The sequence below is a fragment of the Veillonella parvula genome (assembly GCF_024461875.1).
Taxonomy (GTDB): Bacteria; Bacillota; Negativicutes; order Veillonellales; family Veillonellaceae; genus Veillonella; species Veillonella parvula_I.
Genome location: NZ_JANGAL010000004.1, coordinates 52,519 through 67,282 on the forward strand (window position 1 = coordinate 52,519; position 14,764 = coordinate 67,282).

Annotated in this window: 15 protein-coding genes; all 15 read right to left on the reverse strand. The window is 39.7% G+C overall.

What is annotated here, in order from left to right:
* Nucleotides 1–91 precede the first annotated feature (91 nt).
* From NE668_RS07665 to NE668_RS07735, 15 genes are read right to left on the reverse strand one after another with little or no spacing between them, the layout of a single operon-like run.
* Nucleotides 92–1,297, reverse strand: a complete 1,206-nt coding sequence (locus NE668_RS07665; protein ID WP_012864078.1) for a DUF3084 family protein — start codon at nucleotides 1,295–1,297, stop codon at nucleotides 92–94.
* A gap of 33 nt (nucleotides 1,298–1,330) precedes the next feature.
* Nucleotides 1,331–2,422 (reverse strand): LptF/LptG family permease, encoded by a 1,092-nt coding sequence (locus tag NE668_RS07670; protein WP_012864077.1) that lies wholly within the window; start codon nucleotides 2,420–2,422, stop codon nucleotides 1,331–1,333.
* A gap of 8 nt (nucleotides 2,423–2,430) precedes the next feature.
* Nucleotides 2,431–3,150, reverse strand: coding sequence for an LPS export ABC transporter ATP-binding protein (gene lptB / locus NE668_RS07675; RefSeq protein WP_012864076.1), 720 nt, complete (start codon nucleotides 3,148–3,150; stop codon nucleotides 2,431–2,433).
* A gap of 9 nt (nucleotides 3,151–3,159) precedes the next feature.
* Nucleotides 3,160–3,882, reverse strand: a complete 723-nt coding sequence (locus tag NE668_RS07680; protein ID WP_004698437.1) for an LptA/OstA family protein — start codon at nucleotides 3,880–3,882, stop codon at nucleotides 3,160–3,162.
* 12 nt (nucleotides 3,883–3,894) lie between these two features.
* Nucleotides 3,895–4,431 (reverse strand): LPS export ABC transporter periplasmic protein LptC, encoded by a 537-nt coding sequence (lptC, locus tag NE668_RS07685; RefSeq protein WP_004698432.1) that lies wholly within the window; start codon nucleotides 4,429–4,431, stop codon nucleotides 3,895–3,897.
* Entirely contained in the window at nucleotides 4,418–5,350 is a 933-nt protein-coding gene (locus NE668_RS07690; protein ID WP_004698446.1) for a lysophospholipid acyltransferase family protein, read from the reverse strand. Before NE668_RS07690 ends, lptC begins: the two co-directional genes overlap by 14 nt.
* Nucleotides 5,351–5,364: 14 nt before the next feature.
* Nucleotides 5,365–5,886 carry a KdsC family phosphatase gene (locus NE668_RS07695; protein ID WP_227037939.1) on the reverse strand — a complete coding sequence of 174 codons (522 nt, stop codon included), beginning with the start codon at nucleotides 5,884–5,886 and terminating at the stop codon, nucleotides 5,365–5,367.
* Nucleotides 5,886–6,857 carry a KpsF/GutQ family sugar-phosphate isomerase gene (locus NE668_RS07700; protein ID WP_227037938.1) on the reverse strand — a complete coding sequence of 324 codons (972 nt, stop codon included), beginning with the start codon at nucleotides 6,855–6,857 and terminating at the stop codon, nucleotides 5,886–5,888. Before NE668_RS07700 ends, NE668_RS07695 begins: the two co-directional genes overlap by 1 nt.
* Before the next feature lie 11 nt (nucleotides 6,858–6,868).
* The gene (kdsA, locus tag NE668_RS07705) at nucleotides 6,869–7,687 is read right to left on the reverse strand and encodes a 3-deoxy-8-phosphooctulonate synthase (protein ID WP_008715784.1); all 819 of its coding nucleotides are present in this window, start codon (nucleotides 7,685–7,687) and stop codon (nucleotides 6,869–6,871) included.
* Entirely contained in the window at nucleotides 7,688–8,419 is a 732-nt protein-coding gene (gene kdsB, locus NE668_RS07710; protein WP_004698512.1) for a 3-deoxy-manno-octulosonate cytidylyltransferase, read from the reverse strand.
* Nucleotides 8,420–8,463: 44 nt separating this feature from the next.
* Nucleotides 8,464–9,576 (reverse strand): tetraacyldisaccharide 4'-kinase, encoded by a 1,113-nt coding sequence (gene lpxK / locus NE668_RS07715; protein ID WP_227037937.1) that lies wholly within the window; start codon nucleotides 9,574–9,576, stop codon nucleotides 8,464–8,466.
* A gap of 54 nt (nucleotides 9,577–9,630) precedes the next feature.
* Nucleotides 9,631–10,935: a 3-deoxy-D-manno-octulosonic acid transferase gene (locus NE668_RS07720; RefSeq protein WP_012864072.1), complete on the reverse strand. Its 1,305-nt coding sequence runs from the start codon at nucleotides 10,933–10,935 to the stop codon at nucleotides 9,631–9,633.
* Nucleotides 10,936–10,937: 2 nt separating this feature from the next.
* Complete coding sequence (locus NE668_RS07725) at nucleotides 10,938–12,668, reverse strand: ABC transporter ATP-binding protein (protein WP_227037936.1); 1,731 nt, start codon at nucleotides 12,666–12,668, stop codon at nucleotides 10,938–10,940.
* A complete protein-coding gene (lpxB, locus tag NE668_RS07730; protein WP_227037935.1) occupies nucleotides 12,661–13,803 on the reverse strand; it encodes a lipid-A-disaccharide synthase in 1,143 nt (380 codons plus the stop codon). Before lpxB ends, NE668_RS07725 begins: the two co-directional genes overlap by 8 nt.
* Nucleotides 13,803–14,639: an LpxI family protein gene (locus tag NE668_RS07735; protein WP_227037934.1), complete on the reverse strand. Its 837-nt coding sequence runs from the start codon at nucleotides 14,637–14,639 to the stop codon at nucleotides 13,803–13,805. The genes lpxB and NE668_RS07735 overlap by 1 nt, the downstream gene beginning before the upstream one ends.
* Nucleotides 14,640–14,764: the final 125 nt, after the last annotated feature.

Here is a 14,764-nt window from a genome sequence, read left to right on the forward strand (position 1 = left end):
TTAACATAAAAAGAAGGTCTTATGTTGAAAATTACATAAGACCTTCTTTTATAATGTATGAAAACAGCATACCTTCATCATATTAATTAGTTTACATTTTTGCCTTATCATTGAAATCTGGCATTTGAGTAATACGCAACTTGAGGTGAACAGGACCAGATGAATATGTGTCGCCATCAGTATAAGCTTCCACATGAACCTTGCCACGCATAGTACTTATTCTTTTAATGGCTGTAAACAAATCATCACCAGGTATCGTTCCAATATCACCTGATAAGGAATCAGGAATAATCCCCTTTGCCTTAGCACGTTCATTTACTTGTTTCAAGAATTGAAGCATAGACGATTGAGCATTAGTACCCCCATCAATTACTGTAGAGTGAATTACCTCTCCATTTTTATAGATAAATTGTTGTGGATATACTTGAATAACTGCAACTGCAGGTTCACCTGAAATAATATTTCCGGCTGCCACAACTTGAACCACCATAGGAGTCTTGGAATTGATTAGCTTTTGAGTAGCTACCTCAACATTTTGTCGATCTACATACACAACGGATTGACCATTATCTTCTATACCTAAGCGACGTAAAACAAGTTTATTTGTATCATCGATAATATGTTTAATAGCATTATTACTATCTTCTTCACTTAAACCAGGTCGTACAACAGCTTGTGCTAATAACTGATCTACTTGGAAGAGAATGGTTCCTTCCCGTAAATGAATGATGCCATTCTGCAATTGTTCTTGTGTATTTTGTAGATTCTTAATATGCGCTTCCATCTTAGCACGTGTTGCTTCAAGCTCAGCTACCTTTTGAGACACCTCTGCATAAGAGGCTTGTAAAGATGCCAATTCGGCTTCTGTTGCGTCTTTAGCAGCTTGTGCACTCGCCAATTCAGCTTTTGTAGCCTCTACTTCACGGCGAATTTGTTCAATCTCAGCCATCCGTTCTTCAAGCTCTTGTTTATTTTGTTCTAACAAAGCCTGCCCACGAATCAGTTCTTGCGTCTTTGCAGCAACCTCATTATTCAGCTGCTTCATATCAGCTCGCAACTGATCCATACCGAACAATGCGGTTCGCACACTTTGAGACGTAAAGGTTAATACCCCAACCGTAGCTGCTGCAACTAAAAGGCCTGTCACAATAGTAACTATAATAGATGTGTGCTTAGGTCGTAATCCAAAGAGGGACATACGACGTTTACCAATTTTAGTGCCTAGCTTATCCCCCATGTAAGCAATGAGACCACCCATAAGAGCGATAATTATTAAGATTTTAACACCTACTAACATCATGTCCCTCCTTTCTCCTAAGAATACAATCTGTTATTTCGATACACGCCAATTCAAATACAGCCCTGCAATAATACCTAATGTATCCGGTATTAATGCAGCCAATAAGGTTGGCAATGCTCCACCTTTCCCTAAAGCACCAGCAAAGGTCATCACCCCATAATAAATAAAGATGATGAGAATACTAATACCAAAGCCGATAGATGAGCTAGAGCGTTGCTTTTGAAGGCCTAAAGGTGCACCTACGAGAGCAAATACAAAACTTGCCAGCGGAATTGTAAAGCGTTGGTACATTTCCATTTCAAGTTTATTAGCATTAGTATAAGCAGCCTTATAAGCTCTGATTTGGTGACGTAACTCCTTAATCGTCAATTCCTCAGGCTTACGTTGATCTTGTTGAATATCTTTTGGGGCAGACTTAATCGGCAATGATTGCTCCTTAAATTTCATGGTACGTTCAACACCATTACCAGCTGATAAATCATAGATGATACCATTCTGCATCACCCAATATTGACCATTCCAGATAGCTGTATCAGCATTTTCAACTTGTTGTAACTTGCCGCCCTCCCCAAATTGTTGAACCGTAATCATGGACAACTGTTTGGTTTCAGCATCATAGCTCTTAGCATACATCAATGTGCCTAGCTCATCACCATTCATCGTTTTTAACACAATATGATTTTGTGTTTGAGGTGATGCATTTTTCATAATTTGTTCGCGCACAATCGTTTGATACATATGATTTGTACGAGGTACAACAAATTCATTAAATGCTACTGCCCCAATGGAAATGATGAGGGCAATAATATATACAGGCATGGCCAAGCGTAAAAAGCTTAGACCTCCAGCACGCATAACAACGATTTCACTAGTGCTACTCAAACGACTAAAAGTCATAAGAGAAGCCAATAGTACTGACATTGGGAATGTTAAAATAACAATACTTGGTAAAGCCAAGACAAATGCTTGCATAACAAGCAACAATGGTGCTCCATATTCAGTAATATATTGAGCAATCCTAAACAATGTGCCTGTACCAATAAAAATACTAGTAAAAGCAAAAACCCCAAATAGGAATGGGCCTACAAAAGCTTTTAAAATATATTTATCTAATAATCGCATAGCCCCTCCTATAATTTAAAGTTATCCCCTAAATAATGTTCACGAGCGATTGGATCATTCGCAATTTCATCAGGGGTACCCTCTAGGAGGATTTTACCATTACTCAAAATATAAGCCTTATCTACAATCCCCAATGTTTCGCGAACATTATGGTCTGTAATCAAGATACCAATACCTCGGTTCTTAACGTGTAAGATAATTTGCTGAATATCAGCAACCGCAATTGGATCGACACCTGCAAAAGGTTCATCAAGAAGGATGAAATTAGGTTCTAAGGCGAGGCAACGCGCAATTTCTACACGGCGTCGTTCACCACCAGATAATTGCATCCCCATACGGTCACGGACATGTCCAATATGAAATTCTTCAATCAATGATTCCACGATAGCTTCAATCTCATCAGATTTTTTTGCCGTAATCTGTAGCATGGCACGAATATTGTCCTCTACAGACATGGAACGAAAGATTGATGCCTCTTGCGGTAAGTATCCAATCCCTTCAGCCGCCCGCTTATACATAGGAATATTTGTTATATCCTTGCCATCAACGGTAATGATACCAGAACTTGGTCTTTCAATGCCTACAATCATATAAAATGACGTAGTTTTACCGGCCCCATTAGGCCCTAATAGACCTACAACTTGGCCTTTATCAACGCGTAGACTTACACCATCTACCACATTGCGTCCGCTAAAGGTTTTAACTAAGTTTTTGGTTTCTATATACATATATTATCCTTATTTATTCGGAACAATGACGAGTGTACTACGTCCACCTAATGTTTCAGCAGAATCATCAGCTAAACGAATTTTCAGTTCCGGTGCATTCAGTACATTACCATTTTGAACGGCATGCGCAGAACCCGATAAGAGTACCACTCCATCATTTTGGTTTGGCGTTTGTGTATATGTAGCTCGGTCAGCAGAACCAGACACGTTTCGTTCAGGATTAGAGAAGGTAACATTACCTTGCGCTACAGCACGAACTTCCTTCATCCATCCTTCTACCTTATCACCGGTTAAGGTTGTCCCTTCAGCAATCAAACGGGCATTGCCTGTAACAAGACCGTATTCAGAGTCAGTACTATACTCAACACTGTCGCCAAAGATTTGGCGATCAGCACGTTGTAAATGAACGCTACCATTAGCAGTGAATTTATTATTATTGTAACTGTGAACCGCTTGAGCAGACATGGCCATATCAGAACCAATCATAGATACACCACCATCAAGATTTGCTTCTTGAGTTTTTGTATTGTACCAACCCTTGGCACCAGTCATAGTTTTATCCGCTTGGGTAATAACAACATTACCTGTTGCATCTGCACGACCTGAATTGCCATCATAAGACAATGTATCAGCGCTGATAGTCAACGGATCATTTGCAGCCCAAACTGTAACAGATGCGGTCATGAGTACAGCTAATATAGCCATACCAATCTGTTTTTTCTTATTCATCATATTTCCTCTCAATTACTTCTTTGTTAATTTCGCATGTCCAATGGCTTTAATAATTTTTAAAGACATATTGCCCTCAAGCTTGTCACCTGTGAGGGTTACATCCTTACTGTTATAAGTGAAAGCCGTTTTAGATGTCAATGTTTTCGTTTTGTTATCAAAATGAAGGGCCTCAGTTTTAAATTCTGCACCTTCCGTATTGGTAGCAGTAACGCCTTGATCAATATCAAGAGAGTTTCGATCACCCGTCAGTACAGCATGAGGAGCTGTAATCGTAGTAGTCACATCATCTTGATAGAACAGACCTTTCAAATTGGTCAGAACGATAGCTTTTGTACGCGGGTCATATTCAATCTTCTCAGCCGATAATGCCCATACTAACTTGCCATCCTTTTCCTCTTGCAAGTCCGCACCTTGGAAATTAACGAGTTGTCCACTTTGATTTTGAGTGGAATTAGCCTCATTAGAGTCTTTCATAATAAATACAATAAGACCGATTAGAGCTAATACTATAGCGACCACAATGGCAATTAACTTTTTATTGTTTTTCATGCGCTCTCTCCCGTATAGCTATCTTCTTATCGTAATCAATAATTTGATCCATCTTAGTCATCCAACGATGTTGGAACCAAAGCCACTCATCTGGATGTTCACGAATAAATTCTTCCGTAACACGTACACAGGCTTCAGTTAGACGATACATATCAACATCTTCATCGCCAGTTTCCTCATAATGTAATGCCGGCAAGATATGAACGATATGTCCTCCTTCAGGCTTACGAGATGCAAAAATAGGTACTACAGGAGAGCCAAATTTCTTTGCAAATGTTGCTGGTCCCATAACAGCTGATGAATCTTGTCCCAAAAACGGAACTGGTAAACCATTTATATATCCATCTTGGTCAGCTAAGAATCCAAGAAGTTTTTTCTTTTTTAAAGCCTTAGCAGCAGAAACGATTTCGTTGCCACCACTAGCAAATACGTCAAGCCCCACCATCTCACGATATTCATTCATAAGGCGTGTGAATTGAGCATTAGGTTGTTTCTTAACAATTGTAGTGGAAGGATATCCATGAGCCGCCATAGCAGCCCCCATCCATTCCCAGTTGCCTACATGGCCGGTAAGAACGATAACTCCCTTATCTTCAGCAATGGCCTTTTCTAAATGTTCAACACCACGCATCTCTATGTGTTTATTGATAAAGGATTTCGTCAGGTTTGGCATGTATAATACTTCCATAACACTGCGACCAAGATTTTTGAACAACTTATTAATTAATTGTTCCGCCTCTTGATCGTTCATATTCATGCCAATTTTAATATTATTTATGCCTCTAAGCTTTTGCTTCTTCGCTATTAGCCCATATACAGGACCTAAACAAGCGCCTATGAGCAAAATGAGCTTGTATGGTAGTCGACAAACAAGCCAACTAATGCCTTTAACTAAATGGTATTGCCATTCGTTATTCATTCTGCCCACCTCCTTTATTGTCCATGAGCATGGGCCTCTCGCGCATAATCTGCAACAACAGAATCCCATAAACCTTGATTCTTCAAGATATATTCTACAGCCTCTCTAACGGCACCATGTCCACCATTGACGGTAGAAATAAATTTAGCTATTGATTTAACCTCTAATACCGCATTATTTGGTGCCATCGGCAAACCTACGAGTTGAAGAGCTCCTAAATCATTAAGATCATCCCCCATGTAAGCAACCGAATCTAAGTCGATTTGATGTTTTTTACAAAGAGTTCTTAATGCTTCAGTTTTATTAGCATACCCCATAAGAAGTTCATCAAAGTGTAACTCCTTCGCACGATGCTCTACCATCGGAGATACGCGAGCCGTGATAATTGCTAACTTTATCCCTGATTTACGAGCCGCAGTCAAGCCTAAACCATCTTTTACAGAAAAGGCTTTGAGCTCTTCTCCAGTCGATGTGTAAATTAGAGTTCCATCTGATAAAACTCCATCAACATCGAGAACAATCCATTGAATATTCATTATACAATGCCTCTACGCAATAAATCCGTGATGTGAACAATGCCAAGACATACATTATTAATATCAACCACTGGTAATACGGTGATAGGACGGGGTTGATTTTTCTCCATCAAATGAAGCGCTTCTGCGGCCAGTTTATCCTTTGTAATCGTACGCGGCATAGACGTCATCATATCCTCTACGGGCCATTCTAAAAAATTGCTGCCAGAATCAAGTCCACGACGCACATCACCATCAGTAACTAGGCCTAACAAATGTCCTTCTTCATCAATAACATTTGTAGCACCTAACCCTTTTTCTGTCATTACAAAGAGTGCATCGCGAACGGTAGCCCCTTTAAATACTGTTGGATTATCTTCGCCACCATGCATAATATTTTCTACAGTCAACAATAATTTACGACCTAAGGAACCTCCTGGATGGAATACAGCAAAGTTTTCTGGAGTAAAATGATGGCGTTCCAATAAACATACTGCTAATGCATCACCTAGTGCTAGAGCAACAGTAGTACTTGTAGTAGGTGCTAAACCCAATGGACAAGCTTCTCGTTCTACCTCTGCCAACAATACAATATCAGAATTTTTTGCTAATGTAGACTCTGGTTTCCCTACAACACAGATTAATTTAGCTCCTATGCGGCGCAGAGACGGCAAAATACTAATGATTTCTCCTGTTTCACCACTATTAGAAAATGCTAACACTACATCATCTTCAGTAATCATACCGAGATCACCATGCACGCCTTCACCAGGATGCATAAAAAGTGCCGGTGTCCCTGTACTAGCCAAGGTAGCCGCAATTTTACGACCAATATGACCAGATTTTCCCATTCCTGTACATACTACACGGCCCTTACAAGCCAAAATCATATTTACAGCATTTACAAAATTGTGATCCAAACGAGAACTTAATTCTTCAATAGCACGAGCTTCCTCATGAAGCACCTGTGCCGCTTGTTCTAAAATAGTCACAAATACCGCCCCTAACCTTTTACGATTTTATCAATAGCTACTAAATCACGAAGCACATCTTCGAATTGATCTAAATACAACATATTAGGACCATCAGACAATGCTTCCTCAGGATTATCGTGCACTTCAAAGAATAGCCCATCTACACCACTAGCCACAGCCGCACGTGCCAAATTTGGTACAAATTCACGGTTACCACTAGATTTAGTCCCTGCACCACCTGGTAATTGAACGCTATGAGTAGCATCAAAAATTACTGGATAGTCGAAAGAACGCATAATTGGGAAGGATCTCATGTCAACTACGAGATTATTATAACCAAAGCTAAAACCACGTTCGGTAAGCATAAGATTTTCATTACCTGTTTCTTTCATTTTATTAAGAACATTTTCCATGTCCTTAGGAGCCATGAATTGACCTTTTTTAACATTTACGCATTTACCAGTTTTAGCAGCGCCGTAAACAAGATCAGTTTGACGGCATAAAAAAGCTGGAATTTGTAGAATATCTAATACTTCAGCTGCAGGTTCAATTTGCTCGATAGAGTGAATGTCACTGACAACGGGCACATTGAGTTCCTTCTTAATAGAAGCAAGCATTTTTAACCCTTCCTCAAGACCTGGTCCACGGAAGGAACTAAAGCTAGAGCGATTAGCTTTATCAAAGGAAGCTTTAAAGATATAGGGAACACCTAAACGTTCGCATATCTCTTTTGCTCGTTTACCGATAGCTAATGTGCGGTCATAGTCCTCAATAACACATGGACCTGCAAGGACAAATAAACCCTTGCCGCCACCCACAGTAATATCTTTAATTTGAACTGTTTTCATTTATTTCTCCTCTTGCTCGTAAATTGCATTAACACGAGCTAAGTCTTCAGGTGTATCAACACCGATAAATCGTTTATTTGTCAAAATAACACGAATTGTATAACCGTTCTCTAGAGCACGTAATTGTTCTAGAGATTCTGTTCGCTCCGCCGGAGTTGGCTCCATCTTAGCGTAGTTTAATAAAAACTCTCTACGATATGCATAGATGCCAATATGTTTTAGTGGCGGACGCACAAAATCATGGCGAGGATATGGGATTAAAGATCTAGAAAAATACATCGCATCATTACGATTATTTAAAATGACCTTTACCGCTGATGGCTCCTCGTACTCTTCCTCTAATAAAGGAGTAGCTACTGTGGCCATCTGCAAGTTTGGATCTTCCTCAAATAGACGTGCCAAGTCATCAATAAGATTTGGATCAATCATCGGTTCATCACCTTGGACATTGATAACAACATCCAAGTCTGTATAATGACTCGCAACCTCTGCTAATCGATCCGTCCCTGTAGGGTGATTAGGATCTGTCATCATAACAGTTCCCCCAAACTGTTGTACTGCAGAATATACGCGGTTATCATCAGTGGCTACAATTGTACATACTGTCTTTGTAGCTTGTGATACCCTTGCATAAACCCGTTCAATCATAGGTTTACCTGCAATATCAGCTAATGGTTTGCCCGGTAATCTTGTAGAACCATAACGCGCAGGAATAACACATCCAAACTTCACGATAAAACCCCATTTCTGTTATTCGTGTATCTTATTATTATACACTAAATCTCTAAATTTTCTATGAATTCTTGTTTTCCAGGAACAAATTCAATCCCTATAGATAGCACCAGAATCGGTATTTTCAAGTCTTCAATTGCATGCAACTGACTTAACTTAACTGCATCCTTTTCTGTAATGCAAATAGCATCAGCTTGATGAGCAAATGCTTGTTTCCAAATCTCAACTACATCATCATTTGAAAAGTCATGATGATCTCCAAATGGCAAGGTATGAACAACGTTATACCCTACATCAGTTAACGTTTGTGTAAAGGATTGAGGGTTTCCAATTCCACTTACAGCCATAATGCGTTGTTCCTTGTAAGCATCTACAGAAGCCCCAACAGAACCATTAGCCCACTCATCTAAGGTGTACATAAATTGCGGCTTATGTGTTGTTTCATAGACAGGTATATTGGGAATCATCTGAGTTAATCGCTTTCGAATGCCGGATACAATACCCGGTGCTACTTGATCAACCTTAGTAAGAACGATAATATCCGCACGCTGTAAACCACTAAGGGGTTCACGTAATAGTCCCCGTGGCAATACATGTTCATAGCCAAACGGATTGGATGCATCGATTAGTACAATATCAATATCTCTTGCTAGTGCACGATGTTGAAAGCCATCATCCATAATAAGACAATCGGCACCTAGCTCATTAATAGCGATTTCTGCAGATTTGGAACGTTCACGTCCAATGATTACATTAGATTTTTGTAAAACCTTAGCCAGTAACCAAGCCTCATCACCACTGATAGATGGCTCTACAAGCATTGTTCCATCTTTAGAAATAATAATATTTTTGTTATTATCTTCTGCACGGTATCCACGACTAAGAACAGTAGGATGAAGGCCCTTCTGAGTAAGCACATCACAAATAAATCGCACCATCGGTGTTTTTCCAGTACCACCAGCCGTAATGTTGCCAACGCTGATTACAGGCACTGTAACTTTCGTAACGCCTTTACCCTCATCAAATCGAGCATTGCGTATTGATACAGCTTTCTCATAACCTTTACTCAAAAGGCCTAAACTGGAGCGAGCTATATCACCTAATACGGATTGATCTTCACCACTAACGATGGATTTGAATAATGCTTCCCCACTCATAGGTGACGCCTCCTATTATGTAATACAGTAAACTAATCTACAAATTTAGTCTTACTACGGAATAATTTGATGTTTCTCAAATAGCAAACGTAACTCTTGTGTATTACGCCGCGTAGCACCACGATTTTCTTTAATGATATCCAGGCAGTTTTGCCCCATCTTTTTAGCCAAGTCTCTATCCTTACATAAACGCAAGACCATAGCGGTTAACTCTTTTCCATTCTTCACTTGCTCACAAGCATTTCGAGAGTTTAATAAGGCGAAAATTTCTTTAAAGTTAAACATATGAGGCCCAACCAAAATTGGCTTACCATGTGCAGCTGGTTCCAAAATATTATGGCCTCCAGTTTTAACAAGGGAACCACCAACAAAGATAATATCGCCTAAGCTATACAGTCGGCCAAGTTCACCAATGGTATCTAAAACGACAACGGGAATACCTTCATGAACAGGCTCCTTCATATCGCTACGACAAATAGCACTCAATTCATAACGCTTTGCAATATTTTGCACATCATGACCGCGATAAATTTCACGAGGCGCAATCAATAAACGAGCTTGTGGATACTCTTTCAATACTTGCTTGAAGGTTTCAAAAATAGCCTCTTCTTCACCTTTGTGAGTACTACCTGCAATAATGATAGGATGATTATTTCCAAAGCCAAATTCATCGAGAAGAGCTTGTTTTTCTTCATATGATACGGTGGCATATGTTTGATCGTATTTCATATTACCTGTTACGGTAATATCAGGTGTATGAGCACCTAAACTTTCAATATACGCCGCATCAAATTTGGACTGCATGCAGAAACGCTCAATAGAGCGTAACATTTCACGCGTAAAAGCACTGATATACTTATAACGTTTCATACTGCGATCTGAAATGCGTCCATTAACCATCATAACTGGAATGTTTTCCGATTCGGCGATACGCAAGAAGTTTGGCCAAATTTCAGTTTCTACGAGTAAAATAGTAATCGGCTTAATAATATGTAAAATTTTACGAGTTAAATACGGCAAATCAAGGGGAAAGAATATAATTCCTTCTGCTTCAGGAATGATACGATGAGCCATAGCATGACCAGTAGCAGTAACTACTGACACAACCACAACAGCTTCAGGAAATTCCTTTTTAACCTCTTTTACCAATGGACTGGTAGCCACAATTTCCCCTACGGAAGCGGCGTGAATCCAAATAGCACGACGCCCTTCAATTTTCTTTAATAGCGAAGCGGGCATATAGCCTGCACTTTGTTTGATACGCTCATAAAAGCCATCTTCAAAGGCAAGTCGGTATAAAATAACCGGAATCAAGCCAATCCAATAAAATATGAGCAATACGTTATATATCCAGTACATGGTTATCCTTTATTGGAGAATTGAACGGAATAAAGATGATTGTACAATCCGCCGTCAACAGCTAATAGCTCTTGGTGAGTCCCCTGCTCTACCAAGCGACCTTGATTAAGTACAACAATTTGATGAGCATTTTGAACGGTGCTCAATCGATGGGCAATAACAAATGCCGTACGCCCTTTCATGAGACGATCTAACGCCTCTTGTACAAGTTTTTCACTCTCCGTATCTAAAGCAGATGTAGCTTCATCTAGAATTAAAATACGAGGATCTTTTAAAATAGCGCGTGCGATGGCAACGCGTTGACGTTGTCCACCAGATAATGAACTGCCTCGTTCGCCTACAATTGTATCGAGACCATCAGGCATCTTCTCAACAAACTCAAGTACGTTAGCCGCTTTAGCCGCTTCATACACGTCTTCATCAGTAGCATCTAAACGGCCATACAAGATATTCTCTTTAATTGTAGCATTGAATAATATGGTTTCCTGTGGTACAAGACCAATTTGTTCACGCAAAGATTTAAAAGTAACATCTTTTATATCGTAACCATCAATTGTAATAGAACCACTGGTTACATCATAGAAACGAGGTAGTAAGTTAGCGAGAGTTGTCTTACCTGCACCAGATGGTCCAACAAGGGCTACACTTTCGCCAGCCTTAACTGACAAGGCAAAATTTTCTAAGGCAGTCTTTTCTCCATCATAGGAGAAAGAAACATCATTAAACTCCACATTGCCGGTAATCGCAGGCAATGTAATAGCATCAGGTTTCTCCACAACATCTGTTTTAGTATCTAAAATTTCAAATACACGATCGGCAGCAGCCAACGCCTTTTGAATATTACCATATACTTGACTCAAACGTTTTACGGGATTTGACAAGTTAATAGCATAAATCAAGAAAGCAATCAAAGAACCTGCAGTAATAGCACCTGTTACTACGGAGTAACCACCGTACCAAAGGATGACTGCTACAGCGATTGCCGCAGAAAACTCAACCATTGGGCTTAACAAGCTAGTCAATTTAGTAGCTTTGATAACTGCTTTAAAATTGCGATCATTTTCATCTTCAAAACGCTTACGCTCAAAATCTTCACGAGCAAAGGATTTTACAACGCGAACTGCACTAATTACCTCTTGTAAAAGTGCCGTAATATCAGCTACGCGCCCTTGGACATCATGCCCCGCCACGCGAAGCTTCTTACCAAAAACATTGATAATCACTAAAACTACGGGAACCGTAATAAAAGTAACTAACGTCAATTTCCAGTCAATGAGAAGCATGGACACCAAGGAACCGATAAGTGTTACAGATTCAGTGATAAAAGAAATCAAGTTATCTACCACGGCCGTTTGCAGTGCAGCTACGTCATTTGTAAGATTACTCATGATAACGCCCGTCTTACGACGATCGAAATAGGATAAGCTTAATTTTTGTAGATGATTAAAAATAGCCTCACGTACATCGATAATCACGCGCTGTCCGATGTAGGACATGTTATAAGTTTGACCATAGGTAGCAAAGCCACGAATTAGGAAAATGAGTATAATAGCACCTACAATGAGGTTCAACATAAACATATTCTTTTCATCTAATACTTGGTCTACTACATTCTTAATTAGCCAAGGTACTACCAAATAGGCAGCAGCAGCGACAATCATGCAGAACACTGCAAAAAGCATTCGCTTATAATAAGGCTTTACAAAGTATAAGAGCCTAGAATAACTATTCATTACATTTCTCCTTACCGAGATTATATACAAGATGTGCTACCCGTTTTACTGCACCCGGCTCACCTAATTTATGACGTACTTCGCACAATTCACTGCGCATAGCTTCATTTTTGTCTACATCTCTGAGCAATGGTTCTACCAAAGACACAATTGCGTCTGGAGTGACAGCATCTTGTAATAATTCGGGAATGACTTCTTTACCCGCTACAATATTAGGCAAGCCCACATATGTTACATTCACAACCATCTTACCAATACCATACGTAATTGGAGATACACGATACAATAATACCGTTGGCAATTCCATCATCGCCGTTTCTAATGTAGCCGTTCCTGATGCGGCAAGGCACACATCACAAATCTGCATCAAGTCATATGTATGGTCTTCCGTAATCGTAACAGGCACCTTATGAGAATTGATAAACGCTTCTAGCTCACTTCGATCAATTGTATGTGCTCGAGGCAAGAAGAATTGAATATCGTCATGCTTCGCTATCAATTGCTCACCACTTTTTAACATCGTATCAAGCAATGATAAAACCTCTTGTTTACGACTGCCAGGCATGAGCAATACTTTTTTAGCCTCTTTACGAGCCCCAAAATATTCTTCGGCCTCTTGCTTAGTCATCGTAGGGTGTACGATATCGAGTAAAGGATGCCCTACAAAGTCTACATCACATTTATACTTACGATACGCTTCAGCTTCAAATGGGAAGATAGATGCTACCTTGGTTACATACTTACGAATTGTATTACCACGACTACTGTGCCAAGCCCAAATCGTTGGAGCAATATAATATAAAACAGGAATCCCCAGTTCATGAGCCACCGCAGCTAATTTCATATTAAAACCTGGATAATCTACACAAACGAGAATATCTGGTTTTTCCTTCATCATGACACGTTTCAAATATGTGCGCAGCTTAAAGAATTTTGGCAATGATTTCACAATCTCTACAATACCAATGACACCAAGATTCTTAATGTCATACACGATGCGAACACCAGCGCGTTCCATCAGGGTGCCACCCATACCAAACATCTCTACAGAAGGATCTATTTCTCTCAATGCATTGGCTACACTTGCCGCATGAGTATCGCCGGAAGCTTCACCGGCGGAAAACATGACTTTCATTATGTATCCTTTCTGGAATTTACAAATTCTTGGTCTACAGCACAGATAACAATACCATGACAATCTGCCATATTAAGCACATCTTGTTGTTGTACGAAAATAGTCTTTTCCGCTTCTACAGCTAGCACCTTACAACCGCTATCAATCATAGACATGAGCGTTTTTATGCCTACTGCTGGCACATCAAAGCGTACGTCTTGATTTGGTTTTTCTGTTTTAACAACAATCGCATCTCCGCGACCCAGTTCTCCACCTCTCAAGATACACTTGTCAGTCCCTTCAATGGCTTCAATTGCCATGACCGCCTTATGTTTAACAACAACGGTTTGACCAATATCAAGGGCCCCCATTTGTTTAGCTAATTCAAAACCAAAACAAATGTCAGCCCATTGCTCATCTGTAGGTTGTGCTTTTGAAAGCACTCCTACCTTTGGCATAAATGGTTTCAAGTATGCTGTTTGATCTAATACTTTAAAGCCTTCTCGTTCGATTTCATCAACGATGGCAAGCATAATCGTATCATCTTTACGATTTTTGAGCCGCTTTAAAACGCCTAATGTTTTTAAATCAGGAAATGTAAGGCCTTTAAAGAGAATCTCTTTAGTGACTTTTCCAAGCATAGTTAACTCTTGAACCTCTTCTTTTTTCAAGGTTTTAAAGATTTTACCTAGTTTAGCAACACCAATATCATAGAAAGCATCAGCCTCAGCCTTTAGAGCTGGGTCTATATCAGGTACTACACCGATAACAACCACCTCGTGGCCCAATACATGAGCGGCACGCATGAATTCTACAGGCAAAACACCAATGCCCGCAATTAATCCTACCTTTGCCAAGACTATACCTCCTAGATGACCTCACGGCCTATATATCAATTAGTAATTTCAAGTTCCCTATGAAAATGCCTAAAAATAGACATAATCATATACAATATATTTTACTATAAATAGCTACTTTTTAC